The organism is Paenibacillus fonticola DSM 21315 (assembly GCF_000381905.1).
Classification (GTDB): domain Bacteria; phylum Bacillota; class Bacilli; order Paenibacillales; family Paenibacillaceae; genus Fontibacillus; species Fontibacillus fonticola.
Genome location: NZ_KB907247.1, coordinates 106948 through 133334, shown reverse-complemented (window position 1 = coordinate 133334; position 26387 = coordinate 106948). Strand labels below are relative to the sequence as shown.

General features: G+C 47.2%; 27 protein-coding genes and 1 riboswitch. Of the genes, 8 read left to right on the top strand and 19 right to left on the bottom strand.

Features of this window, described 5'->3' with window-relative positions; translation table 11 throughout:
- Window positions 1-147: 147 nt before the first annotated feature.
- From dnaI to G358_RS0104060, 3 genes are all read right to left on the bottom strand, one after another.
- The gene (gene dnaI, locus G358_RS0104070; protein WP_019635922.1) at window positions 148-1101 is read right to left on the bottom strand and encodes a primosomal protein DnaI; all 954 of its coding nucleotides are present in this window, start codon (window positions 1099-1101) and stop codon (window positions 148-150) included.
- Between the two features lie 21 nt (window positions 1102-1122).
- Window positions 1123-2649, bottom strand: coding sequence for a replication initiation and membrane attachment family protein (locus tag G358_RS0104065; protein ID WP_019635921.1), 1527 nt, complete (start codon window positions 2647-2649; stop codon window positions 1123-1125).
- Window positions 2650-3295: 646 nt separating this feature from the next.
- Entirely contained in the window at window positions 3296-3589 is a 294-nt protein-coding gene (locus G358_RS0104060) for a YuiB family protein (RefSeq protein ID WP_019635920.1), read from the bottom strand.
- A 222-nt stretch (window positions 3590-3811) separates the two neighbouring features.
- On the opposite strand from G358_RS0104060, the gene hemQ reads away from it, so the two are divergent.
- A complete protein-coding gene (hemQ, locus tag G358_RS0104055) occupies window positions 3812-4558 on the top strand; it encodes a hydrogen peroxide-dependent heme synthase (RefSeq protein ID WP_019635919.1) in 747 nt (248 codons plus the stop codon).
- A gap of 83 nt (window positions 4559-4641) precedes the next feature.
- On the opposite strand, the gene G358_RS0104050 is transcribed toward hemQ, so the two are convergent.
- Complete coding sequence (locus G358_RS0104050; RefSeq protein WP_026342043.1) at window positions 4642-4887, bottom strand: hypothetical protein; 246 nt, start codon at window positions 4885-4887, stop codon at window positions 4642-4644.
- A 1-nt stretch (window position 4888) separates the two neighbouring features.
- Window positions 4889-6082 (bottom strand): NAD(P)/FAD-dependent oxidoreductase, encoded by a 1194-nt coding sequence (locus tag G358_RS0104045; RefSeq protein WP_019635917.1) that lies wholly within the window; start codon window positions 6080-6082, stop codon window positions 4889-4891.
- Window positions 6083-6497: 415 nt separating this feature from the next.
- On the opposite strand from G358_RS0104045, the gene G358_RS0104040 reads away from it, so the two are divergent.
- Both G358_RS0104040 and G358_RS0104035 read left to right on the top strand, forming a co-directional pair.
- Window positions 6498-7499: an NAD(P)/FAD-dependent oxidoreductase gene (locus tag G358_RS0104040; RefSeq protein ID WP_019635916.1), complete on the top strand. Its 1002-nt coding sequence runs from the start codon at window positions 6498-6500 to the stop codon at window positions 7497-7499.
- 72 nt (window positions 7500-7571) lie between these two features.
- A complete protein-coding gene (locus G358_RS0104035) occupies window positions 7572-7820 on the top strand; it encodes a hypothetical protein (RefSeq protein ID WP_019635915.1) in 249 nt (82 codons plus the stop codon).
- Window positions 7821-7882: 62 nt separating this feature from the next.
- Here the strand turns inward: G358_RS0104035 and sda are convergent, their stop codons facing one another.
- A complete protein-coding gene (gene sda / locus G358_RS0104030; RefSeq protein WP_019635914.1) occupies window positions 7883-8023 on the bottom strand; it encodes a sporulation histidine kinase inhibitor Sda in 141 nt (46 codons plus the stop codon).
- A gap of 228 nt (window positions 8024-8251) precedes the next feature.
- Complete coding sequence (locus G358_RS0104025) at window positions 8252-8914, bottom strand: YheC/YheD family protein (RefSeq protein WP_019635913.1); 663 nt, start codon at window positions 8912-8914, stop codon at window positions 8252-8254.
- A 197-nt stretch (window positions 8915-9111) separates the two neighbouring features.
- On the opposite strand from G358_RS0104025, the gene G358_RS0104020 reads away from it, so the two are divergent.
- Both G358_RS0104020 and G358_RS0104015 read left to right on the top strand, forming a co-directional pair.
- Window positions 9112-9333, top strand: a complete 222-nt coding sequence (locus G358_RS0104020) for a hypothetical protein (protein ID WP_019635912.1) — start codon at window positions 9112-9114, stop codon at window positions 9331-9333.
- A 181-nt stretch (window positions 9334-9514) separates the two neighbouring features.
- Window positions 9515-10756 (top strand): AI-2E family transporter, encoded by a 1242-nt coding sequence (locus G358_RS0104015; RefSeq protein WP_019635911.1) that lies wholly within the window; start codon window positions 9515-9517, stop codon window positions 10754-10756.
- A gap of 176 nt (window positions 10757-10932) precedes the next feature.
- On the opposite strand, the gene G358_RS0104010 is transcribed toward G358_RS0104015, so the two are convergent.
- Window positions 10933-11289 carry a HesB/IscA family protein gene (locus tag G358_RS0104010; protein WP_019635910.1) on the bottom strand — a complete coding sequence of 119 codons (357 nt, stop codon included), beginning with the start codon at window positions 11287-11289 and terminating at the stop codon, window positions 10933-10935.
- 221 nt (window positions 11290-11510) lie between these two features.
- Here G358_RS0104010 and mqnE point away from each other — a divergent pair, with 221 nt between their 5' ends.
- On the top strand, window positions 11511-12638 hold the full coding sequence (mqnE, locus tag G358_RS0104005; RefSeq protein ID WP_019635909.1) for an aminofutalosine synthase MqnE: 1128 nt from the start codon (window positions 11511-11513) through the stop codon (window positions 12636-12638).
- 59 nt (window positions 12639-12697) lie between these two features.
- The gene (locus tag G358_RS0104000) at window positions 12698-13759 is read left to right on the top strand and encodes an NAD(P)/FAD-dependent oxidoreductase (RefSeq protein ID WP_019635908.1); all 1062 of its coding nucleotides are present in this window, start codon (window positions 12698-12700) and stop codon (window positions 13757-13759) included.
- A gap of 38 nt (window positions 13760-13797) precedes the next feature.
- Here G358_RS0104000 and G358_RS0103995 read toward each other — a convergent pair whose 3' ends face one another.
- Window positions 13798-14025 carry a YuzB family protein gene (locus G358_RS0103995; protein WP_019635907.1) on the bottom strand — a complete coding sequence of 76 codons (228 nt, stop codon included), beginning with the start codon at window positions 14023-14025 and terminating at the stop codon, window positions 13798-13800.
- 80 nt (window positions 14026-14105) lie between these two features.
- Here G358_RS0103995 and G358_RS0103990 point away from each other — a divergent pair, with 80 nt between their 5' ends.
- Entirely contained in the window at window positions 14106-14351 is a 246-nt protein-coding gene (locus G358_RS0103990) for a NifU family protein (RefSeq protein ID WP_019635906.1), read from the top strand.
- Window positions 14352-14454: 103 nt separating this feature from the next.
- Here G358_RS0103990 and G358_RS0103985 read toward each other — a convergent pair whose 3' ends face one another.
- From G358_RS0103985 to G358_RS0103940, 10 genes are all read right to left on the bottom strand, one after another.
- On the bottom strand, window positions 14455-15228 hold the full coding sequence (locus G358_RS0103985; RefSeq protein ID WP_019635905.1) for an SDR family oxidoreductase: 774 nt from the start codon (window positions 15226-15228) through the stop codon (window positions 14455-14457).
- A gap of 123 nt (window positions 15229-15351) precedes the next feature.
- Window positions 15352-17079 carry a sensor histidine kinase gene (locus G358_RS0103980; RefSeq protein ID WP_019635904.1) on the bottom strand — a complete coding sequence of 576 codons (1728 nt, stop codon included), beginning with the start codon at window positions 17077-17079 and terminating at the stop codon, window positions 15352-15354.
- A gap of 2 nt (window positions 17080-17081) precedes the next feature.
- On the bottom strand, window positions 17082-18650 hold the full coding sequence (locus tag G358_RS0103975; RefSeq protein ID WP_019635903.1) for a helix-turn-helix domain-containing protein: 1569 nt from the start codon (window positions 18648-18650) through the stop codon (window positions 17082-17084).
- Window positions 18651-18723: 73 nt separating this feature from the next.
- On the bottom strand, window positions 18724-20439 hold the full coding sequence (locus G358_RS0103970; RefSeq protein WP_019635902.1) for an extracellular solute-binding protein: 1716 nt from the start codon (window positions 20437-20439) through the stop codon (window positions 18724-18726).
- An 85-nt stretch (window positions 20440-20524) separates the two neighbouring features.
- Entirely contained in the window at window positions 20525-21412 is an 888-nt protein-coding gene (locus tag G358_RS0103965) for a carbohydrate ABC transporter permease (RefSeq protein ID WP_019635901.1), read from the bottom strand.
- Between the two features lie 24 nt (window positions 21413-21436).
- Window positions 21437-22426, bottom strand: coding sequence for an ABC transporter permease (locus tag G358_RS0103960; protein WP_019635900.1), 990 nt, complete (start codon window positions 22424-22426; stop codon window positions 21437-21439).
- 204 nt (window positions 22427-22630) lie between these two features.
- Window positions 22631-23500 (bottom strand): MetQ/NlpA family ABC transporter substrate-binding protein, encoded by an 870-nt coding sequence (locus G358_RS0103955; protein ID WP_019635899.1) that lies wholly within the window; start codon window positions 23498-23500, stop codon window positions 22631-22633.
- 68 nt (window positions 23501-23568) lie between these two features.
- Window positions 23569-24237: a methionine ABC transporter permease gene (locus tag G358_RS0103950; RefSeq protein WP_019635898.1), complete on the bottom strand. Its 669-nt coding sequence runs from the start codon at window positions 24235-24237 to the stop codon at window positions 23569-23571.
- On the bottom strand, window positions 24237-25253 hold the full coding sequence (locus G358_RS0103945) for a methionine ABC transporter ATP-binding protein (RefSeq protein ID WP_019635897.1): 1017 nt from the start codon (window positions 25251-25253) through the stop codon (window positions 24237-24239). Before G358_RS0103945 ends, G358_RS0103950 begins: the two co-directional genes overlap by 1 nt.
- A 153-nt stretch (window positions 25254-25406) precedes the next feature.
- Window positions 25407-25559: riboswitch (SAM riboswitch) on the bottom strand.
- Between the two features lie 107 nt (window positions 25560-25666).
- Window positions 25667-26383, bottom strand: a complete 717-nt coding sequence (locus G358_RS0103940; protein ID WP_019635896.1) for a Cthe_2314 family HEPN domain-containing protein — start codon at window positions 26381-26383, stop codon at window positions 25667-25669.
- Window positions 26384-26387 lie beyond the last annotated feature (4 nt).

Genomic DNA, 26387 nt, shown 5'->3' with positions numbered 1-26387 from the left:
CTCATCCATACATAGAGAGCCCTGTTAAGAACGTCAGGAATACAATATTCTTCGCTGTAAAGCCTGCATATATGCAGGAATTTTCCGTTTAACGCCCAAGATAGGCGCCTTAATCGGAAAATTCCTGCATTTTCGCATTTATCCGGCTTATTTTTGCCCCCGCTTGTTAACCCCCCGCACTGGAACAACCTCCACAAACGGTGCGATCCGATCCATCAGACGCTCTCCTTTATGAATCTCCTCCCCGTCCTTGCTCGTAAAACCAAGATGCTTCTCCAGTCCGCTGAGCGAATAGTTGGACGTATAAAAAGTCGGCTTGCGGTTCATACGGTAGTTCAAAATCGAACCCATCACATGGTCGCGAACCCAGGGATTCAAATTCTCTGCCCCAATATCATCGAATATAAGCAGATCAGCCTGCTTCATAATTTCTACCGTTTCCTTCAGCTTCTGGTTATCCTGGAACATGGACTTCAGTTCCTCTACGAATTCAGGCATGTACACAATAACACCAGAATAGCCCGCCTTCGCCAGCTCATGCAGCAAATAGCACATCAGAAACGTCTTGCCGGTTCCAAAATGACCTTCCAGGTACAATCCGCTAGGGGACAAGCCATTTTCCTTAACCTCGTTAATGTATTGAAATATCCGGCCTACCGCCGGCGCCCGCTTCAAATCCTTGCTCATAATCTCCACTTCACTGTAGCCTTCGTTTAATGCGCGCTCATCTACATAGAAGCTGTGGATTCGTTTCTTGATCGCCAGTTCCCGCTCTCTCTGAATTTGCAGATTACAAGGTACTTGACGGTCACAAATAGAAGCTGCGCCATAAACAGTTTCTACCGTTAGCTTCGTATAATGACCAGGAAAATCATTCGGGCAGCGGTCGAGACCTGGACAACTGTCACAGTGTCGAGCGTTTTGCACATATTGGTAGAGCTTGGCCATATTCAACCTGAGTTCGTCTTCACCCAGTTCCGGGTAAAGAGACCTCAGCTCAAGCACTAGCGGATCGCTCAGCAGCTTTGCCGTCAACTCCTCAGAGCGGCGGCGAAGCGCAGGGCTTTTTATTTGTGACAGCAGTTCCCCGAGTGATTCCATAAGCTAACTTCACCTTCCTGATTACATACTTCCTTTATTTTTACTGGCCTGCATCTGCTCAGCCATCTTCAGCAGCTCCGCGAACTCCTCTTCCGTAACGCTGCCATTCCCTTCTGAACTTTGTACGATCGGAATATCGGGCTTGGCCGGTCCTGTTCCCCGGGCATACGTCCGCCCCCGTCCCGGCGCCTTGGCCGCTGTACCCGGGCTTTTGACTTTCTCTTTGACTTTAGCCTGGTCGCGAATATATTGGACGGCTTTCTCATATGTGTTAATGCTTTTGAGCAGCATATTCGCAGCGATGGCGTCAACAAAGTTGCGGTTGATACGCTGTTCCCCGCCAGAAGTGAGCAATTCCATCAAGTAATGGATCAGGACGTTGATCACTTCACCGGGAAGCTTGTAATTCAAATCAATTTTTTCAAATATATCAAGTAAATTATCAGGTACCGAGCCGGGGAAAAACGTCTTTAACAGACGTGTATACGGCTCATTGCGCAGCATCATGTTATATTGGTGAATGTCGCATTTACTCAGAAACTGAGGGGGAACTTCCACGTAATACTCCATTTGTACGGCAACTTCTTGCGGCGGAGACTCCTCGGCGCCCCGCTCAGGGGAGCGCAGCGCCACAACTTTCGCATAAGCAACTTCCCTCTCATCCTTCCGGCGCTTCCCTTGGCGGAAATGAAGGTTCGCCTTATGCTGCAGACTTTCCAGCAGCAAGCTGCCCTCCGCATCAAACACACCATCCTCGTCCAGCAACCGGCACAGATCCTGAACACTCAATTCATACTTATGGGCGACATAATTAGCGACTGCCATAGCTTCCGAATTAAAGCGCAGCCCTTCTACAAAGGAGCGGTTCGCAGATTCCCGCGGAAAACGAATGATGATGTCTGCATAATTGATCGCTTCCTCCGCCTTTTCCATGCCATCGTTCGGCCTGGCAACGGAGGACTCGGCTATCGCCTGCTCCAGCTCATAATCTATCACATGTGTATTCAACTCAAAAATATCGTAAAATGGCACCGAGATATTCTCTTTATTATAATTTAATCCTGCCCATTCGGCCGGCTCCTCGCTGAATAACTTCTCCCGAAGAGACAGGACGGCAAACTTGCCAATTTTATCGCGGAGCAGCAAAGTTAAGTGCTGTGTCCGGAAAAAATCAGCGGGAGAAAGCGGCGCCTGCAATTCATACTCGTACATATAATCATCATTTTCGTGTATGTACAGACGACTGCTCTGCAGAAGGCCCACAGCTTCCAGTTTGGATGCCAGCTCGATTAAATATTTACGTCCCTTCTCACTCGGCTCCAGGCCTAAAGTGAGAAATATTTCCCGCTGCTGCTCAATCGAGGAATAACCGACCTGTTCCAAAGGCACCCGGTCAGCCAGAAAACGGTACAGGCTGATCGCGAATGCGCCAACCATCGGCTGATAAATAAGGGTAAGCATCCTGCCGTCGACAGCGCCGAGGCTGAAGTCGCGGTATACGCAATAACGGTGGTTCTCGGTAAAATGCAGCATATTGTTCATGCGCATTACTTCTTCGCTCCTTCCAAGCTCACGTCCGTGTAGACTTCTTTTATTCTATCACAAAAGCTTTCTTTCTGAATCGTTTAGACCTTACAAATTTCGCCGAAAAGTGCGCTCGGTCAGCACGTTAGACGATGTTTCTGCTTCTTTTTGCGGATTGCTTACTCCAGAAAAGGCAGCCTGCAACAATATAACATGAAGCGATCGTAGGAGCATTTTGCGTACTTGCCCCACAACCATTTCAATTGTTCAACAAATATAAATGGATTTCTAGCAGTTAGTTTCTGCGTCAAGGAAGGGAAGGCAGTTTTTAATGTAATTCATGTCATTAAAAGGAGGAAGATGCCTATCATTGGCTGGATTCTTGATTTTAGGTGCATGAAATCCATCTACCACCTCGAAACATTCGTTTGTAGTATAATTAGATACATGAATTCCATTTAGTATACGACACAGCCATCTTAGTACGGGATAGCTTAGTGCACACAGCTTAATGGCGCATAGATTAGTGGCACATAGATTAGTGGTACGCCGCTTATATCAGTAAAGAATGGGTGTAGGCGACCACTTACACTTCAATTGTTCAACTTAGATAGCAAGCCCCAGGCCATGGCCTGGGGCTTCCTGCATAATGATTTTTAAAGTACTTATTTTAGAACATTTTGTAACCGCCTTGGCGCAGTTTGCGGATCGTCCATCCGCTCAAGACCGCTCCAACTAATCCAGCCACAGCCGTCAAGTAATCCACGAGACGATACGAGGCTACATAAGTCCAGAAGGCCTGCTCATGATTCCATAGCGAGTATACGACAATCGGCAAAATGACAATAATAAAAATATAAGCCGGAAACCATGTAGTTTTCATCAGCATATTAAGAATAAACCCGATCCCGAACATCATAACAAAAAAGAGTACCATCAGTATGAATACAACAAGCCAACCCATTCTTTCCCAACCCTTCCTTAGAGGCCATTCAAAAAGAACTGGCTCTATAAGCTAGATCACATTTAATTAGCACTAGTAGTAAGTTTACTAGAAAAAATGTTGCGAAGCAACGAACTTTCCGTGAATAGATTGTGAATCGATTTGCCCGCTATGCAGCCTTAGGATACAATAGGGACAGCATGTTCTCTCTTGAAATTATAGGAAACCTAGGAGTGATTATAAATGAATGAAGCAGCACTGACGCTGGAAGGCTGGTACGCCCTGCATGATTTCCGTTCAATCAACTGGACTGCTTGGAAAGCCGCCGACGATGAAGAACGGGCAGGGGCGCTGGAAGAGCTGCACGCCTTCTTACAGGAATGGAGCAATGTGGAGCAAGTGAAGAACGGAAGCACCGCCGTTTACTCCGTCGTAGGCCAGAAGGCTGACTTTGTATTTATGCATCTTCGCGAAACGCTCGAAGATTTGAACGCTCTCGAGAACGCCTTCAACAAAACAACATTTGCCCAATACACTACTAAGTCTTATTCTTATGTCAGCGTCGTCGAACTGAGCAACTATTTAGCATCGGGAGGCGGCGATCCGAAGGCGAATCCCGAAGTTATGGCCCGCCTGCAGCCGATTTTGCCGAAATCGAAATATATATGCTTCTACCCGATGAACAAGAAGCGCGAGCTGAACGACAACTGGTACATGTTGTCCATGGATGACCGCCGTGCCTTGATGCGCAGCCATGGGCTCATCGGCCGCAGCTACGCCGGCAAAGTGAAGCAGATTATTACGGGCTCCGTCGGTCTCGATGATTGGGAATGGGGTGTGACCCTGTTTTCGGATGATGCTCTTCAGTTCAAGAAGCTGGTTTATGAAATGCGCTTTGACGAAGTGAGCGCCCGCTACGGGGAGTTCGGCTCGTTCTATGTAGGGAATTTGCTCGATGAGCAGCGGTTCGAGGAAATGCTTAAGCTATAAGCTAAAATTCATGCTAATTTAGTATGTAAACAGGGGTGCCCAGATCGAATCTGGACACCCCTGTTATTGTATGAACACTATATTTATTGTTCCTCGTCTTCCCGCAGCGATTCCAGGAACTCTGCTGTAGCACGGTCACGGGCTCTGCCTTTTTCCTTCAGCCTTTCGATTGCCGGAAGAATAAGAATATCGACTTCCTTCTGCACATGGTAAGCGAGATCATGCCTTTGCTGCGACTCCAAATAAGAGCCAACTTCCATCAGTGCATTGTATCTGTCAAGCTCATCGCGCGTCAACAAACCTCGTACCTGAACACTGCAATGGCGCATTTTACAAGAATCTGCCTTTTTTCAATACTAACGGAATACCGCCGATCGTAAACAGATAACGCATGTCAACCAGCTTCTTGAGCTGAGCGGCAACCCAGCCTTTGTATTTCTTGCCAAATGCCGATGCAATGGCTTCACCCTTACCGAGGGAAGCAACGGTACCTTTGTTGCTGAATGCAAATTTCCTCAGCTCTTTGCCACGTATGGAAGCAACGACGTTCTGCGCGCAGGTAACCCCTTGCTGCATGGCAATTTGAGCCGTTGGCGGATAAGGACGGCCCTCTGGGTTGAACATCAATGAGTTGTCGCCAATAATGAATACATTGTCATGCTCCGGCGCACGCAGGTAATCATCGATTTTTACCCGGCCGCGAGCCGTTTCAAATCCGGCCGCCTCGATAAGACGGTTACCGCGAATACCACCGGTCCATACTACTGTTGCCGCTTTGATTTCTTCGCCTGTAGCCAGGACTACCCCATCTGGAGTACATTCCTTAATTGCTACGCCAATTTTGAACTGAACGCCTTTCTTGCGAAGAACATCCATTGCGTATTCAACCAGCTCCGGATCAAATCCAGGCAGTGCAGTCGGAGCCGCTTCTACATTGTATACGTTAACCAGGGCAGGATCCACATCATAAGCCTTGCATAATTCCGGAACGCGATCAGCCAATTCAGCGACGAATTCAATACCGCTGAAACCGGCGCCGCCAACGACGAAGTTAAGACGATCAGTACGGCTTTCATCCGTTTTATAGAGAGCGAATTGATATTCGATATGCTGGCGGATTAAACGGACCGAGTTGATGCTGCGGATCGTCATCGCATATTCTCCAAGTCCGGGAATACCAAATGACTCAGGTTCGCCTCCAAGGGCAATAATAAGGTAGTCATAAGATAATGTGCCGTCTTGAAGCACAACCTTCTTGTCAGCGATGCGAATTTCCTGTACATTCGATTTCACGAGGTCAATTTTGAACTCGTCAATCAGCTTCGATATCGGCACGCGCGTATTCTCGATCGAATCCGTCCCGGCCGCAGGCATATGAAGATGCGTTGTAAAATAATGATAATCGTGACGGTTGACTAAAGTAACGTCCGCTTCGTTGTAGTTCAGTTCTTTCTGCAATCGCTGGGCTGTTAAAATACCGCCATAACCAGCACCAAGTATAACGATTTTAGGTATGGTACTCATGAATTTTGTTCTCCTTCCAATGTGAACACTCTATATTTTAAATTAAACCAAAAACTGAAATGTGAAATGTGAAAATTGACACATAAAATAATAGTCTCTGGCCATAAACGAAGTAGCAGATGCGACATTTGTCACATCAATTTTAAACCTTAAATGCTATTTTATCAAAAAGAATGTGCGCCTATTCATAAGAGTTACCTATTTCGTCACATTTATGTACGCACATATTCTGAATGATATCGACTTTTTTATAAAAGATCAAGTCTTATTTTACGCGGATTTATGGGGTTTTCAACCCTTTTTCTTGCCAATAAACCCGCCTTTAGTGCTCCCTTTGCAAGTATAAGGAGGATGCTTATAATAAAGTAGCATTGACATTATAAAAGTTTGAACAACTACCTGGAGGTGTTTGCCAGTGTCATCCCATAATTCCGGCAGCGAATTCACAGACCTGCTTATCATCGGAGGTGGTCCGGCAGGTATGTTTGCAGCCTTCTATGGCGGTATGAGAAAAACATCCGTCAAATTGATCGAAAGTATGCCTCAGCTCGGGGGACAAATCGCCGCCCTGTATCCTGAGAAATATATTTACGATATTGCCGGCTTTCCTAAAGTTACAGGTCAAGAGCTTGTTCATAACCTGAATGAGCAATTGAAGCTGTTTAACCCGGATATACGTTTGGAAGAGAAGGTTCTGCGCATCGAGAAGAAGGAAGAGCGTCATTTCGTCGTAACGACGGATCGCGATGTTCACTACGCGCGAGCCATCATCATCGCAGCCGGGGTCGGCGCATTCCAGCCGCGGCGCCTAGAGCTTGAGGAAGCTTCCCGCTTCGAGAAAACAAATTTGCACTACTTCGTAAGCGACCTGAACAAGTTCCGCGGACGCAAGGTGCTGATTAGTGGCGGAGGGGATTCCGCAGTCGATTGGGCGCTTATGCTTGAGCCAATTGCTGAGCAGGTTACCCTGATTCACCGGCGCGATAAATTCCGCGCACATGAACACAGTGTGGAAAATTTAATGAACTCCGGCGTACAGGTCATTACACCGTCTGAAATCGTTGCCCTCCATGGCGACGACCAGATCGAGCGGGCAACCCTCGCGCACGTAAAGACGAAAGAAACGCAGGAGATTGAAGTGGATGATGTGATCGTCAACTTTGGCTTCGTGTCCGCACTAGGCCCGATTGCAGAATGGGGACTGGAGATCGAGTCCAATTCCATCGTTGTAGATTCGCGTATGGAAAGCTCGATTCCTGGTATTTTTGCCGCCGGGGACATTACGACTTACCCTGGCAAGCTGGACCTCATTGCCGTCGGATTTGGCGAAGCCCCTACGGCTGTAAACAATGCGAAAGTATATATTGACCCGGAAGCAAAATTATCCCCAGGTCATAGCAGCAACTTAAAGTTGTAGATTCATAACAATCGTCATAAAGGGTATCCTAACCATACGGATTTGTGATCTGCCGTAAAGGAGGGATACCCTTTGTCATTTATATGCCCATTATGTAACGGGTTAGCCGCCCTGACAGCTTCCTGTCCTGATTGCGGCACCACTCTGGAGCATGCCGGTAAAAAACAGGATTACGCCGGCCCTTACAGCCCCTATGGCTCAGCCGATCAGTATACCTCGGCATTATCCGCGGAAATTCCGGCTGGTTGTGAGCATGTCGTTCAATGTCCTCATTGTCATGAGGCTTATATTTATCATGTCAACGCATGGCCGGCGCCTTAAGGTAAGTTCAGGCATCGGACACTCGATCAGTGCGCTCTCATATCTAATCTATTATTGTCATATTAATGTATTGTGGACAAGTTCAAATTGAGGTTACGCTTATGGATTTCTGCCAACAGAAGCGCGATGAACTCCCTGTCTAGCTGTAACTCCGTCGCCATGTGATAGGACTCAAGCAGCATTTCGTCTGTCAACATCGCCATTGGTAACACATCCTTTCTATTTTCTTCCTATATTCATATTTAGATCATATCAAGAATTCAACAGCGGAACAAGCGTTCCTGTTATCCACAATGCATTGTGGAAATCCTGTGAATAACGTGTGGACAATTGTCTGGATCAGTTGAAAAATACACTATATTGTTGTGGACAAAAGTTATTCACAGGTTGTGCAGCCTACTTTTCCACTGAAAAAAATATTTGTAAACAAGTTACTGTGGACGAGTATTCACTTCGAAAATCCAAATCTTCCCGCTCTTATCGAGCCCATAATCAAAACCGAGCTCCCCAACGCCAGGGAAAGCCGATTCCATAATACCGATACATTTGTTCGTCAGCGCCCGCATCTCTGCGCGCTTTTTAACAATTGCCCCTTTCCCCAACGACCGTCCCAGCCCCTGACTTGCTGTTAACTGGGTGCCGCCCCTGCTCAGGTTCGTCACGAACAGCCCCGGGCGAGCCAGCCGCCCCACCATAGAGCGGTACCCCCATTTCCCGTTATGCTTGGCAACCTTTACACGATAATCTATAGGTCTCCCGCCGATTCGCGCCAAGTGAATTCCTTGCTGTATAATATATTTTCTTCTAACCTTCGATTGGTTTAACGCTCGAAACATCGCACCAAAGCTTCCAAATGACCGACTGTGAGACATATAGGTGAACCCGTATCTCCCACCCGCATATACTACCTTAATGACCCCGTACCCACCGCCACCGCGAATGGGTTTAATAACCGCCATTCCAAACTGGTGCAATATGCTTTTCAGCGCTTCTGCACTGTATAAACGAGTCTGCGGGACGTGAACGGCTACATCGGCGTTTCTAAGCAGCGCTTCGGTCTTCAGCCATTTGTTGGCTAATTGTCTTCCAGCCATGGCACTCTCTCCTTTCTGGCGCTTATTTATGGCGTTATAGAATATACATACTCAGGACAAGGCTTCTGTTCTTGTATGATTGTCCGCGCGCGCGTGCCTTTTTTCCAAGCGTCGTTTATCTTTGCAAAATCAGTGTTATGGCGTATAGTAATTTGATGTAGTGTTTAATACGGGAAAGTAAAAAGGAGGATCACGGCTTGGATACAGACCAATCGTTTACCGCGTCTTTATTTGAAATTTTGTACTGGATATCTATGATCGCTATGTCCCTTGTGCTTATTGCCATTACCGCCGCACTGTTCGCAATAGGGATCAAATTTATAAAGACCTCCCGTAAAGTACTGGGAGGCGGATCGATATTGTTCTCAATTATCGCCGCTGCCATGATTGTACTGATGATACAGAAGCAGTTTCTATAATTCCATAGTCTGACCCTCCGATCAATATGAAAAAGATTCATACCCTCACTGTGCTGAAGTAAGGTATGAATCTTTTTCATATTGGCTATCCTCTTGAAAATTGCTGAAACTTAATTTTTTATGTACGTATTATATTAATAGTAGAAACAGCTAGGTCGCTGACAGGGGGGACAAGTTCTGCATGAATGGTTCACAAATTTGGAATAACAGATTCACAAAGTTTTTCATTAACAATCGGTTTGTACTCTTTTTACTCATTTTGCTATTGATTGGTTTAAATATTTTTATCCTGACAAAAATATCGTTCATATTCAAGCCTTTGGCCGTGCTCCTTAAAACGGTGCTGATTCCTATTCTTCTGACGGGAGCTATTTATTATTTGCTAAACCCGTTAGTCAACTGGATGGAACGAAAAAGAATACCCCGCGGCTATACGATTGCGGCTCTATATTTATTCATCATCGGAATTATAACGATCATTATTATCTCCGTCATTCCGCTCGTCAAAGAGCAGGTAACAGAGCTGATTTATAATTTCCCGAAATACAGCTATGAAGTCCAGCTTCAATTCGAAGCTTTGATCGGCAGCGACTTCTTTTATCAGTTCCAGCAGTCTACCGGCTTCAATTTCACCGACCTGGCCCAAACGGTATCGGAACGGGCTTCCTCGATTCTGCAGAACGCATTCAGCGGCATAGGCGGGTTTGTAGGGGCGATCGTCGATATTGTACTGACCGTTGTCACAGTGCCGTTTATTCTGTTCTACCTGCTGAAGGACGGGAAGAAGCTGCCGAATTATATACTTCGATTCGTGCCGGTCAAGCTGCGTGAACAGACGCATCGAGTCATGACCGAAGCCAATGGCCAAATCAGCTCCTACATACGGGGACAGATTATCGTCAGCTTCTGTATCGGGGTCCTGCTGTATATCGGTTTTCTGATTATCGGGCTCGATTATTCCCTGGTGCTAGCTATCATCGCATCATTTACAAGCGTCGTTCCTTACCTTGGTCCGGCGATTGCGATTACGCCAGCCTTGATCATAGCGATTGTCACTTCGCCCTTCATGCTGTTGAAGCTGATCATCGTATGGACCGTCGTCCAGCTTATTGAAGGGAAGTTCATCTCCCCGCAAATTATGGGCAAGACGCTGCGCGTTCATCCGATTACAATCATCTTCGTCATCTTGACGGCAGGAAACTTATTCGGCGTGCTCGGGATTATTTTGGCGGTGCCAGGCTATGCCGTCTTAAAAGTTATCTTTACCCACCTGTTCCAATGGTTTGAACAGCGCTCCAAGCTATATGAAGAGGAAGGCGCGGGCGGTGCGGACGTCTCCGATCTGGATATGGAGGTTACCGTTAAAGTAGCTGCCCCAGACGTCCGCCGCAGCGCGGACAAAGCGGAAGAGGAGGCGGACTGATCAGGCCAGCCCTCAGCAAGATGACCAAGGGATTCCTTGAGGGAATTAATGGCCTACACACCCATATGCTCATTGCACGATAACCTAAAAAGCGCAGCCCTCAGCGGAATTTCTTCCGCGAGAGCCGCGCTTTTTATATTAGCAAATATCCCGCAAGGGGCAACGGTGAACGATGATCAATCACAAACCTCCGGCCGGCCTTCCTCGTCCTTCATGCGGAACGACTGGCCGCAGCCGCAGGAAGCCATCGCGTTCGGATTGTGGATCGTGAAGCCTCCGCTCATGCCAGACTCCTTGTAGTCTACTTCAAGGCCGTTCAAATAGCGGATGCTTTCCTTATCCACAACGACTTTCAGGCCATGTACGTCCATGTGGACATCGTCCTCGGTCTCCTCATCATCCAAGCCCATACCGTATGAAAAACCGCTGCAGCCGCCCTCATTGACTCCAAGGCGAAGGAACATACCTGGCGTCTCTTCTTGGTCCAGCATCTGCTTTATGCGAGCCATTGCACTATCGGAAATGTTAATCATTTGTCTTCACACTCCTTTTCCTTACTTAATTAAAGTATACTCCACATCAACCTCCCTCTCAAGATATGTGATTTTTATTACAATTTGTTGCCCACTTCCAAATGGAAGTTTATAATAGGGGAGGTGGTACACACTGTCTAATTTGATGCTCTTCTACTATGGAGAGAATAGCTCGGGGGTCTCCAAATTCCCTGACGTTCCACACATGCAGGAGTCATCTAATGGAAACGGAGGTTTTTATCATGTCTATTGCGATCAGCCCGAGTGTCGACAGCAAAATGGCGGACATCGTCGCTAAAGTCCGGCAAGGAGAGCGTCTTACGCTGGAAGACGGGGTATATTTATATGAAAGCAACGACTTGTTGACCATTGGTCAGTTAGCTAACGAGGTCAATCTCAGAAAAAACGGTCATAAAGTATATTTTATCGAAAATATGAGTCTATATTTTACGAACGTATGCGAATCCTACTGCGCGTTTTGCAACTTCCGCAAAGATCAGGGCGAAGAAGGTTCATATACTTTATCCGGCGAGGAAATGGTAGCTTATGTCGAACAGCATATCCATCCTGGAATACGTGAATTTCATATCGTTGGCGGCCATAACAATCACGTTCCTTTTCAATATTACGTGGACTCGCTAAAAGCTTTGAATGAACGCTTCCCTGAAGTGACGCTTAAAGCGTATACGGCGGCGGAAATCGAATTTTTCACCCGCATCAGCGGCCTGAGCACGCGGGAGGTTCTCCTGAAGCTGCAGGAAGCCGGACTGCAAACCTTGACCGGTGGCGGGGCAGAGATATTGTCCGATCAATACCGCCAAAAAATGAAGGTCGACAAAGCGAATGTCGATCAATACCTCGATGTACACAGAACCGCGCATCAGCTTGGCATGAAGACCCATACGACGATGCTGTATGGAGCTATCGAATCCCACGAAGACCGGATCCGCCACATGCTGCAAATTCGCGAGCTTCAGGACGAAACGAACGGATTTATGGTGTTCATCCCACTGTCGATGCAGCCGCGGAATAAGAACGCTGGCATTACACGGCGCAATTCTGCGTACGAGGACCTTAAAACGCTCGCTATAAGCAGGCTCATGCTGGACAATATTCAGCATATTAAAGCTTACTTTATTAATATCGGTGTGCAATTAACCCAGGTGGCTCTTACCTTTGGAGCTTCTGACGTACATGGCACGATCATTAAGGAACGCATTAGCCATGCGGCCGGAGCGCTGACTCCGGAAGGATTGACCCGCAAAGAGCTTATCTGGCTAATCCAAGGCGCCGGACGCATCCCGGTTGAGCGGGACACCTTCTATAACGAAATTCAGATCTACGAATAAAAGCCTTCTGGGCCTCCTTCTGCAAAAGTTGGAGACCGGGTAGAAAGGACATCAATGAGATGAAACAATTCGTCATTCTTGGTGGGGGCTACGGAGGAACCGCCGTTATTCATGAACTGTTCAAAGGACACATCCCATCGGATGTTCAAGTCACATTAGTTGACCGGCTGCCTTTTCATAGCCTGAAGACGGAATACTATGCCCTGGCGGCCGGCACCGTGTCCGATTATGAGCTGCGCGTGCCCTTTCCTAACTATTCGGGGCTGCAGATCAAGTATGGGGAAGTCAGCTCCATCGATCTGAGCCATCGTCTCATCCACTTCCAGCAGGGGGATCCGCTGGAATACGATCAGCTCGTTATAGCTCTCGGCTGTACTGATAATTATCATCAAATTCCGGGTGCCGAAGAGCATTCCTACGGAATTCAGTCCTTCTCTGCTGTACGGGAAGCCTATTTGCAGCTAAACAACGTTAAGCCTTACGGCAAGGTCAATGTTATTGGCGGGGGGCTCAGCGGCGTGGAGATTGCCGCCGAGCTTCGTGAGAGCCGTCCCGATCTCAACATCAGCATCATCGATCGCGGCTCACGGGTGCTCGGCGGGTTCCCGCCGAAAGTATCAGGATACGTAACCAAATGGTTTGAGGAGCATGAGGTAGCGACACTGTCAAACATCTCCACCACAAAATTGGAGAACGGGGTTATCTACCATGCAGACGGTGAAATTGCGTCTGATGTCACGATTTGGACGGCAGGCATTCAACCTCCGGCTCTCGTACAAAATTTAGCAGTCGAGAAGGACCGGCAGGGACGGGTGCTGCTTAACGCATATTATCAAATTCCGGACTATCCGGAAGTCTTCGTTTGCGGGGACTGCGCCAGCCTTCCGTTCGCCCCAAGCGCTCAGGTGGCAGAGGGCCAGGGCCAGCAAATCGCACAAATTGCCTCCTCATTATGGCGAGGCGAGGAACCGAAGCTGCAGCGGCTGAAGCTTAAAGGAACGCTCGGCTCTTTGGGCAAAAAGGCCGGCTTTGGCTTAATGGGCAAAGCCCAGGTAACCGGGCGGGTTCCGCGGATTTTAAAGACAGGCGTTCTGTGGTTATCCAAGTTTCATATCGGATAAGATCATTCGAAGTTCGGATAAATCGCGGTCCGTTGCTTTTAATTTGAATTAATAAGGGCAAGGATAACATCGTACAATGCCTCCGCCGTCTCGGCCTCGACGGTCTCGCCGTCAACGAGCGCATAAGGCGTCAAATAGCACATGCCGCATCCTGTAAGGCAGCCGTATTCATAAACCTCACAATCAGGATGCTGCTGCAGCTTCTTCATCACTTCATCCGTGCCGAAGTGACTATTGTTGGCGCAAAACTCAACGATCACTTTCAACTTGTGTGTCCCCCATTTTCGAACCATTTAATTTTAAGCTTAATTGTACTATAATATATAAAGGAAAGGAGTTGAAAACAATGAGCGAACATGTTCAAGATAAATTATACGACGAGGTATTGGAAGTTCTGGATAAGCTTCGCCCCTTCCTGCAACGCGACGGTGGTGACGTGGAACTCGTCGATGTCGAGGATGGCATCGTTAAATTGAAGCTGGTAGGTGCATGCGGCAGCTGCCCAAGCTCCACCATTACCCTCAAAGCGGGTATTGAGCGCGCGCTGTTTGAAGAAGTGGAAGGCGTTCAAGAGGTCGTCCAAGTATTCTAATAGCCGTTCACAGTAAGCAAAATATGCATCGGCAACCTTGCATGCAGCACAAATACACTGACCCTTCCCATTTTACGGGAAGGGTCGTTTTTTTCTTTATATTTTATGATCGCTTAATCCACGGACGAATCGGGTCAAGCCCGCCGGAAATATCCATAATGTTGCCGGTAATAAAATCGGAATTCGCATGGCACAAAAATGAAATGACACGGGCAATATCCTCGCCGCTTCCCGGCCGGCCCAAGGGGGTCTCCTGATCCGACAGCTCCCGGACTTCGGCAATCGACATTTCTTTATTTTGTCCCCGAATATCGCCGGGGCACACCATATTGACAGTAATGCCGTACGGAGCCTCTTCCACCGCCAGAGTCTTCGTAAAGGAGACAAGCCCCGTTTTGGCAGCAGCATACACCGCACGATGCGGCCAAGCTCTCGACTCTGCAGCATGACCAAAGCCGAAATGAATAATTCGTCCCCAGCCCTTTTCCCTCATGCCTGGAAGGACAAGATGATCAAGAAGCATTGCTCCGACCAAATTACCGTCAATCATAGCCAAAATATCTGTCTGGCTGTAGTCGGTAAACAATCGGCGCTCCCGTATAAAAGGACCTGCGTTGTTTACAAGGATGTCGATCGTTCCAAGATCGCTGCAAACTTGTGCCGCTAACGACTCAATTTCATCTCGCTTGGAAATATCGGCCTGTACAGCGATACATCGTACCCCAAGCTGTTCAATCTCCGACTGAAGGGCGCGGGCTTCCGATTCACTATGTACATAATTCAGTGCGATATGGCAGCCTTGCTCTGCCAAAGTCAGCGCTGTTTTTTTCCCTAAGCCTTTGGCGCTTCCTGTAATCAGAACGACTTTTCCCACCAACGTCCTTCTCCTCCTCACAACTATACTCCTCTCAAGTATAGATGATTACAGGCGTTCCCACAATAAAACGGGTAGGACCCTCGCTTCCCTCGTAATGATGAGACGATCCAACGGCACCTTATTTTAGTTGCTGCTGTCATATAGAACTTTTGGCAGTACGATACTGACTGACGTCCCCTCACCAACCTTGCTCGTCAGGGATACCCCATACTCTTTGCCGTAATGGAGCTTTATTCTCTGATCCACGTTACGGATGCCATAGCCGATCTTATCTCCCGTGCCCAAAATTTGATTTACCATCTCCTGCTTCATCCCAAGTCCGTTATCGTTCACTTCCATAACCATATTGTTGCTGCCATCACAAAACACACGAATTTGAATGGTTATTTCATCATCGTACCAGGCATGTTCAAGCACGTTCTCGACGAAAGGCTGAAGAATGAACTTGACGGTTTCAAAATTTTCCGTCCCCGGGTCAGCGGAAATGGACATATTGATGCGATCCGCATATTTAATATTTTGGATGTTCAGATAAGCCTCGATAATTTGCAGCTCTTTCTCAACGGAGATCAGCATTTCGCCTTTGTTCAGCGTCAGACGATAAAATTTGGCCAACTCGCGGATGATCTCATGAAGCTTGTTTATTTCACCGAGCTTAGCCATACGGCTAATCGAGGAGAATGTGTTGTATAGAAAATGTGGATTAATTTGCGAATGCAAAATTTGCAGCTCCGCTTCCTTTTTCTCCAGCTTGCTTATATAAACTTCATCAATCAGCTTCTGGGTCGTGGAAGCCATGTCATTAAAGGACTGGGCAATAAGTGCGAACTCATCCTTTCCACGATAATGAATACGGCGGCTATACTCTCCTTCCTTGAAGGAGCGTAAAGAAAAAGTCAGCTTCGTTATCCATTTCGTCAAAGTTTTGGCGATCAGATAGCTGGTAAAAGTCATCACAATAAGACTAAGCAAACAAATGAGAATCGTTAAGTTGCGTACTTTGATAGAATCTTCTTTGAAAGATTGATAGGGAATCAGCGCGACGAGACTCACGGAAAGATGATCGATTTCTTTCGTTATTTTCAAATATCTCTCATCATTTAATAGCGATTCGGAAAAGTCGGCCATACTGGCCGGATAGAGTAAATTACTGTTCTCATCCAGAACAAATAACTTCGTTTCCTCGCCCAGCTGATTCACATCCACGTCCCCGAAAATGTCCTTCAGCTTTACGGATACTCGGATCAAGCCGATCGTCCCGAGCGTTTCATAGTTGATCATCGGCTGCAGGAGCGATATATATCCGAATTTCTCATCACTACTTACCTGCTTCCAATCGAAACCATCATAGGGCAGGTTCAACGACCGGTACCAGGGTTCATCCACAACCCGGTTTGCATATCTGATCTGATACAAGCGCTCCCCAGCTGTCAGCGCCTGCTCGGTCTCTTCATAATAGATTTCCCCGATCGCGGGCTCCTCTAAATATAAAGTAAGCCGGATGTTGGGCTTGGGCAAATGTACAGCTGATTCAAGGCGGGGCTGAACATACTGAGTCGTTACTTGAAAGCGATCCCAGTATTCGTAACGGCCATTTAAGTAGCGCGACAGCAGCTGATCATCGTATAATTCTTCCGCGCTGCGCTTGATATCGACTACGCGATACTGCACATTGCTGCTGATTTGGTTTACGGCCACCTCCAGATTGTTCCGGGTATTCCGTTCAATGGCCGCTGAAGATGACAAGTACGAATAAATACCGATGACGCCTATAGGAATAATTAACAGAAGAACATAAGAAATGAGCAGCTTATACTGGAAAGGGATGTAGCCAGGCCGGACGTGCTTCATACCTACACCTGCTTCCTGTATTCACCGGGCGTTATCCCGAACATTTCTCTAAAGGTTCGGCTGAAGTAAGTCAAACTTCTGTAGCCTACTTCTTCCGCCACTTCATATACTTTGAGCGATGGGGATTGAAGCAGCTTCTTCGCCCGCTCCATCCGCTCCTGCACTACAAAATCATTGAAGCTCATCCCGGTCTGTTCTTTGAATAATACGCCAAAATGATTGGGGGAATAAGCGAAATGAGCCGCGGTTTCCTTTAGAGTAATGTCGCGGGAAAGATGCGTTCTCACATAAAACTCAATTTGAGAGAGCAGCTTCCAGGAGCTTTTTTGCTTGCTCATATGCAGCATTTCCGACAGCTCAAACGCCCTGCGCCGCAGCCAGGATTTAATTTCCTCGATAGTCTCAAACTTCTCCACATAAGCGAGACTTTCTTCACTCCACCCTTCCATGGCTGAAGCTGGAACATTCCTCCCAGAAGCCTTGAGATAACCTTCAAACCGCGCAATCAGATGTCTCGAGAAATGATACACCTTGACCGGCTCTGCAAACTTCTTCACACTTTCAAACAATTCCTCGAGCACATCGCATATCGCCACCAGTTCATAGCTGGTGATCGCCTGAAATAATTCGTCCAGGCTCGTATTGACGTCTTTCGTGCTTTTGATGCTGAATTGCCGGGCTTCCCCTGGATCAATCACTCTGTCTTTACCAAAAAACATTTTACAGCTGATAAAGTAAACGGCCTCACGATACGAGACCGGCAGCTCCGTATTCACATCCGCCAGCCGCCCGTAAGCAACAGTAGCTGTACAGTCTGTCTTTGCCCGGATTTCGGCCAGCAAGCCTTCCAGTTCAACCTGCAGACTGCTCGGGTCCGCTAAATAAATGATGCCCAGCCGGTTCGGTGTAAGGCGGCAAATGTGGCCTAGCTGCCGGGCGGATATATAAGCTTCAAGCAGCTCATATATATGGTGCAAATCCTCCTGCTCTCCGCTCCCGCCCCGCTTGTTGATCACATCGTCGATCTCTACGATAACGGCATGCGCCTTGCCGCTGGGAAGATCCATCGGGTACTTGCGAAGAAAAGCGGCCAATGTAATTTCATCAATCGTTCCCTCCAGCAAATGGAGCAGAAAATCATTCCGGATAAAGTCAAAGTCATTCAGCAGTGCATTATCGCTTTTCTCATGTAAGCGGACGGATAATCCGGCTACAACTTCCTGGAGAGTTGATATGATTTCGTTATCGTCTATCGGCTTAAGAATATAGCCATCGGCCTTCAATTGAAGGGCCTGCTTGGCAAAATCAAAGTTTTGATACCCGCTGATAAACACTGTTTTAAGCTGCGGATTTACTTCCAAAGCTAATCTGGCCAGCTCAATGCCGGACATCACGGGCATCTTAATATCGGTAATAAGTATATCGATTTCATGGTTATGTACATAATCAAGTGCGGCAAGGGAACTACTCGTGCTGTATACGACATCAATTTCTAGCGAGCTCCACGGGATGAGCTTCTGCATGCCTACCAAATCGAAGTTCTCGTCATCAACCAGCATTGCTCTATACATACTATTGCTCCTTATAAAATAAATTCAGAGAGAGGATATACCTAAGTATATCCTCTCGTGGAGTAGATTCCAGTTATTTCTTTCCCATAATTTTAAGATTCTCTTGCCATTTGGCCGTTTTCCATTCCAGCAGCTGCGGATAGCCGAGCTTGTCAGCCTCCGCTTTCGCTTCATCGATCAACTTTCTAGCTTCTTCTTCGCTCTTCGCGAATACGACCTTAGGAATAACCTGCTTGTAATGGTCTCTCAAGCGCTGCATGATAATGCCTTCTTTGGAGTTTGGAACCGGATCGAGGTTGGAGAATTCGGTCAGATTCATCGAAGTTAGAAAGGATACCGTCGTTTGGGCGACTGTCGTCCAATCCTGCGCTTCGCCAGGCAGCAATTGCTCTCTCTTTCCTTTCGTAGTATCCACATAACTGGTATTGCCGTACCAGTTAAATTCTCCGATTTTCAACTCGTCGTATTTCTTCGGATCGCGATCGATGTAAGCATCGTTTGGAACCGGTACGCCATCCTCAACCGTATCATAGAACAACCCTTCCGGACCAAAGAAGAATATGCGCTGGCCTTCTTCGCTAACGGCCCAGTTCATATAAGCAAAAATGGCTTCCGGATCTTTGGCGTTCGTAGTAATAACGTTTACGTTCCAGCCGAGTGTATTGTATCCGCTAGGATAAACCTTGCCCTTGTCAACGCCTTCATCATGGATTGGCCAAATGACGTCGTATCCGTCTGCCGGATCGATCGCTTTCAATTGGTTGTTCGCCTCCCTGCCGATACCTTCTACTACAGCATCGTAAGCGGCAAAGACGGCGATTTTACCTTTTTTCAACTTCTCAAGAATTTGATCGCGGGTTTGCGTAAATGCATCTTGTGAAGTTAAGCCTTCACGCATAATATGGTTGGCGAATAAGGCCGTTTTCACAAACGCTTCATCTTCATACATTGAAGTGAGCTTGTCACCGTTAGGGATGCCAAACACGCTTCCTGATCCAGCGGAAATGAAGGCGGGCGTACGATCGTTAGCGGCCCCACTATAGAGCATCCCGAGCATTTGAGATTCGCCATCACGAATTTCACCGAAATCCAAAGGAACGATATCGGGATATTTTTGCTTGACCAGCTTCAAATACGCTTCCAGATCGGACCAGGTTTCGAGAGCAGGAGCTCCGAGTTCATTGTAAATTTTGCTGTTAACAAGGTATGCGGCATTACCGTTGCCGTTGTCCCCACTTATAAACCAGTTCGGAATTTGATAGAGCTTGCCGTCACCGCTGCGCAGCATGTTCAGCGTCTCTTCTCCGACTGTGGCAACAAATTCAGGGTACTTCTCTAAATAAGGATCCAAGGCGACCAGCTTGCCCGCATCTACCATACGTTCAACGTCTTTGCCGCGGTCAAGCACGATCGTGTCAGGCAGTTGTCCAGAAACGATCATGGAATTCAGCTTCGTCGCAGCCGCACCGTTGGATTGTACAGGCTCCATCGTTACGCCGAGGTTTTCCGTAATCCACTGCCCATGCGGACGCTCGTCCCAGGTCGGAGCGGTGTACCAGTCATAGTTGACAAACTGGGTAAATGTTACGGGTTTTACTTTTTCTCTAGGATTTGTAGATACGGCTTCCCCGCCTTTCGGCTGTTCCGTCTGATTCGTGCTGTTAGCGGCAGCCGCATTATTCGCGGGCTCGCTTGTATTTCCCCCCTTGCTTCCGGAGCAGGCGGTCAGCATGAGCGATAATCCGATAACGATCGCCAGCAGACCCCGAAACGATTTCTTTCTATTCATTTCATTTCTCCTTTCACCTACTGCATTTTATGTTATATGCCGATCGGTCAAATGACCAGCCAGCTCAATAACCCAATATATAAATCTACTCTTTTAATGAACCTACCAAGACGCCTTTAACAAAATACTTTTGCAAAAATGGATAAATCATCAAAATCGGCAAGGTTGCCACCATCATCGTAGCCATTTGCAGCGCTTTTACGGTTACCGTATTTTGCACCATGCTTTGGGCGTAAGAGTTCAAGTTAGTCAGCAAACTAGCTGTCGCTCCGGCGTTAATAATTTGCACTAGCAGTGTCTGCAGCGGAATCAGGTTCTGGCTGTTAATAAACACCGCCGGCGTAAACCAGTCATTCCAGAGGAAAACCGCCGTAAACAGGGATAGCGTAGCTAATACCGGGCCGGAAACAGGCAGTACAATCCGGAAAAATACCCCCAAGTTGCTGCAGCCATCTATTCTGGCCGACTCTTCCAATCCGTCCGGCAATTCCATGAAGAACGTCCGAAATATAATCATATTATAGACACTGATCATCCCGTGGATGAGCAAGAACGTAAAGGTATCATACAGCCCAATGTTATATACAAGAATAAAGTAGGGGATCAAGCCGCCGTTAAAAAACATCGTGAATACAGCGAGCAGCATATAAAACTTTTTGAATATAATCCCTTTCTTGGACATGGCATAAGCGAATAACGCCGTGAAAAACATGGAAAGCACAGTTCCCAAGCCCGTTCTCAAAATGGTAATGATGTATGCTTGATAAATATGTTTTTCCTTAAAGACGATCTGATAATTTTCCAATGTAAATTTGCGAGGCCAGAAGGTAACGCCGCCTAATGAGGTATCTGAGCCTACGTTAAATGATAATACCAGCGAGTTCCAAAACGGATAAAATGTAATAAAAGCTAGAAACGTTAACAGAATATATATAATCAGCTTCATCACTTTATCGCCAGCGGATAATTTCATATTGTCTTCACCTCCGTCCGTGTGTTACCACAGGCTCGTATTCCCCATTTTTCTTGCGATTCTGTTAGCGGTAACCAGCAGCGTAACACTCAATAGCGATTTGAACAGCCCGACAGCTGTCGCATAGGAAAAGCGCTGGTTCAATATGCCCATTTGATACACATAAGTATCAATAACATTGGCTACAGGAAGCAGTATGCCATTGTTCAAATTTTTCGTCAGGACGAGAATATCCTCATAGCCTGCGTTCAGCGTATTTCCGATCGCCAATATTAAGAAAATGATCATAACAGGCGCAATGCTCGGCAGCGTAATTTTGAAAATTTGCTTAAATCGGTTTGCCCCATCAATCGACGCTGATTCGTACAGCGCTGGGTCAATCCCGAGGATCGCTGCCAAATATACTATGGAGCCAAAACCGATTTCCTTCCAGACATTCAGCCCTGTCACCACTCCCCAAAAGTAGGAAGGTGTAGACATCCAGTTAATCGGCTCATCAATCAGCTTCAAGGCGATAAGCAGACTGTTTATGGAACCGCCGTCTACAGCCAGCATCGAAAATGCCATTCCGGATATGACTACCCAGGACATAAAGTGCGGAATGTAGGTTACCGTTTGCACGACACGCTTAAATAGCCCCCCGACCTCATTCAGCATCAAGGCAAGAATGATCGGCGCCGGAAATCCAATGAACAGCTTAAGCAGGCTAATCCCGAACGTATTGCGCATAATCTCCCAAAATTCAGGAGACTCAATAAACATTTTAAATTGATCCAAGCCTACCCAGGGGCTTCCTTTCAGTCCTGTGAAGAGATTGTACTCCTTGAAAGCCATTACAATTCCCCACATTGGACCATAGCTGAAAATCAGCAAAAATAGGAGCGCTGGCCAAATCATAATCTGGAATTCCCACTGTCTCCCCAATCTGAGCCACAGCGAGTCTTCTTTTACCGGCCTGCTGCCTGGAACCTTAGGAGACGGCCCCTGCAATTCTGTCGTCACTTTCGCATTCATTCTCTCACCAACTTTTTATCTTTGATTTTCATTGTAAAATACAACACCTCCCCCTTCTACAGCACTGGTCAACGAATGATGTAACAAATTAACGATCTTTAGGGATGCTGAAATCGCACATAAAACAAAAAAAACCGCAGCCATAGGGCTGCGGAATCATCATCGTTATATTATGACGGGCAAGGGTCAATCCCTTGCGTATGATTAGAATACAGGGACCAATGCTCCCTCGTAAGTTTCTTCAATGAACGTTCTTACTTCATCGGAAGTAAGAGCTTTAGCCAGCTTTTGAATCGCATCGGAATCTTTGTTGTCCGGACGGGATACAAGCAAGTTCGTGTAAGGGGATTCCTTATCCTCAATGAACAGGGAGTCATTAATTGGATTCAAGCCAGCTTCGATCGCATAGTTCGTATTAATTAGAGCAAAGTCCATTTCATCCAATTGGCGAGGAAGCATAGCCGCCTCAAGCTCTATAATGTTAAAGTTCTTAGGGTTTTCAACAATGTCGGCTTTTGTAGCTGTAATGCCTGCGCCTTCTTTGAGCTTAATCAGACCTTGCTTCTCAAGCAACAGAAGCGCACGTCCACCGTTGGTAGGGTCATTAGGAATAGCTACCTTTGCGCCGTCGGCGATCTCATCTGCAGATTTATATTTTTTCGAATATGCTCCAAACGGCTCAACGTGAACACCTACAACAGAGACAAGATCCATCTTGTTTTCTTCGTTTTGATTGTCAAGATAAGGCTGATGCTGGAAATAGTTTGCATCAAGCTGTTTCTCGAACACTTGTACGTTCGGTTGAACATAATCCGTAAATTCTTTGATTTCCAGTTCTACGCCTTCTTCTTTTAATTGTGGCGCGATGAACTTCAGGATGTCAGCATGCGGTACAGTAGCACCTACAACGAGTTTAACGGTTTCTTCCGGTGCCGGTGCTGCCTGCTCTGCGTTGCCCGCATTGTTTTGCGGTGCCTCTGCAGCACCGTTGCTGTTGTTCGCAGGCTTGTTTCCGCAAGCGGCGAGCACCAATACAAGCGCCAGTGTCAACAAAGATAATGTCCATTTTTTCATAACAGTATGCCCTCCTAATGAATATGTTTTTTTTGAATAAGGATGTGCTTTATATATATAGTAATTCCTTATTTCCGCGTAAAATAAATAACCAAACGGTCGCCGATCATTTGCAGCAGTTGCACGAATATGATCATAAAGACAACAGAGACGATCATGACTTCCTTTTGGTAACGGTGGTAGCCGTACCTGATCGCCAGGTCGCCAAGTCCCCCGCCCCCAACCATGCCGGACATCGCCGTATAGGAGACGAGTGTAACTGCCGTAATCGTCATACCGGCAATCAGCCCTGGCAGCGATTCGGGCAGAAGAACCTTTCGAACAACCTGCAGCGGGGAAGCCCCCATCGCCTGTGACGCCTCAATAACGCCGCGATCAACTTCACGCAAGGAAGTCTCGACGAGCCGTGCAAAGAACGGAGCAGCCCCGATCACGAGCGGCAAGATCGTTCCCTGAACACCATACGATACCCCGACGACCATCCGGGTAAATGGAATAAGTACTACGATCAAAATGATAAACGGTACAGATCGGACAATGTTTACGATGATCGACAATATTCTGTAGAGCAGACCGATTAGCCAGTGATTAGATCGCGAGAAGCTATACAGCATAATCCCGAGCGGCAGGCCAATCAGAAAAGTAAAGAAAGTCGCATAGCCCATCATGAGCAGCGTATCGCCCGTGGCGGTGCGCATTTCATCCCAATTGATTTTGGAAAAATCAAAATTGCCCATTACCCGATCACCTCCACATCAAGCTCGCGCTCCCGCAGCAGCTTCAGCGTTTCATCCACCTTGGCATTATCGCCTTCGAAGGAAACGGTCAGTTGGCCATATGGGACTTCCTTAATCGTGGAGATCGTCCCTTGCAATATAGCAAAATTAACTCCTGTCTCTCTTACGACTTGGGACAGCACCGATTCATACGTCTTTGCGCCAAGGAACGTTATCTTAACCAGACGGGCCCATTCCGGCCGCGGAACCGAGGCTGCCAGCTTAAAGCCTTCTTCGCCAGCCAGCTCGCGGCTGATGAATTCCCGCGTAACCGCATGCCGCGGCTTGAGGAACACTTCAGTTACCGGACCCTGCTCCACGATGCCGCCCTGATGGATGACAGCGACCCGGTCGCAGATCCGCTGGATGACGTGCATTTCATGCGTAATCAACAAAATAGTCAAACTAAATTTCCGGTTTATTTCCAGCAGTAAATTCAGAATCGAATCGGTCGTCTGCGGATCAAGAGCTGATGTCGCTTCATCACAAAGCAGCACGTCAGGGTCGCTCGCAAGCGCCCGGGCAATGCCAACCCTCTGTTTCTGCCCGCCGGATAGCTGGGCGGGATATTTCTGCTTATGGTCGGTCAGACCAACGAGCGAGAGCAGCTCATTGACCTTGGCGTCGATCTGCCGTTTCGGAGTGCCCACCAGCCGTAACGGAAAGGCAATGTTGTCATATACATTTGCGGAAGACAGCAGATTAAAGTGCTGAAAAATCATGCCGATCTTCTGGCGCTGCTGCTGAAGTTCACGCTTTTTTAACCTGGTCAGCTCCACACCGCCTACCCATACTTCCCCTTCGGTTGGCCGTTCCAGTAAATTTATACAGCGAATGAGCGTGCTCTTCCCTGCCCCGGAATGACCGATAACACCGAAGATTTCACCCTTGTTCACGGTAAGGTTAAGCTCAGACAAAGCGGTTGTTAACTTCTTCTTGCTGCCGTAAGTTTTGGTGAGCTGTTTGAGTTCTATCAAAACGAATGATCCTCCCGTAATCATAGTCGATCAGAAAGCAAATGGAGTGACTTGTGCAGCTATAAGGGCTGCCTGGGCTCGATGGGCGAACCGCCATAATAAAATAAAGAGCCCCGCAGAATCAAAGGGCTCTCTTTACGTAAAGACAATGCCTTCTCATCTGCCAAAACCGCCCATTTCTTAAGGAACGGTCTTGAAGGAATTAGCACCATGACATTTGCCAAAGGTAGCGGTGATCAACCACAGTTTGACCAAATCGGTTGCTGGGCTTCATCGGGCCTTTCCCTCCGCCTCTCTCGATAAGAAAATATGAAATTAAGAAACAAGCATGATTATTTCTGAAAACTATCTTAGAAATAGAGTATAGAGTCTTTATCCGCTTTTGTCAAAGGAAATTACTCTAGTTCTATGCGTTAACTCTGCTTAACTTTTTTCCATCTCTCGTTCGTATAGACAAATACGGTAAATAAAGTCTCGCACACCATCTCGTAGCCATGCTCCAAATCGCGGAGATACTGGTCGAGATCCTCCAATTCCACCTTGTCATTCAGAGTCTGATGCCTCTGCCACAAATCATCCTGCATCTCTGCGTTCATATAATGAATTTCGGTATTGCGGCGGCGCCGCAGCACGCCCATCGCTTCCTTATGCTTCTCCTTGATGGAGAACAGCCGGTCAGCCAATTCGGGATGCACCTTCAAATAACGAAACTGGCGCAGCACCGTAAAAAAGGAAAAGTGCATTTTCACTTTCGACGTATTGAGCTCAAACAGTTCGTTCAGCACTGTCCCTAATTTATCCAATATAGAAAACACACGGATAAAGCCATCTTTATAAAAGTACAAGTACCGCGCATAATCGCTTCTCTCTTCCGCCGTCATATCCTCCAAATAATCGTGAACTACTTTGCGGCGAAAAAAGTTAGCAGCATACTTCCCTTGTTCAAGCTCATCCAGTGAAGAAATTAATCCGCGAATCCAAATTTCTAACTTACGCAAATCATGCAAGGAATCCTGGCGCCGCTCCATTTCCTTCTGCAGCAGCCTGATCGTCCTGAACATCGCGTCTATCGTATCCGCCAGCAGCCCTTCATTCTGTCTGGGGGGTTCACCAAGTAGTATACGCAGCATGCTT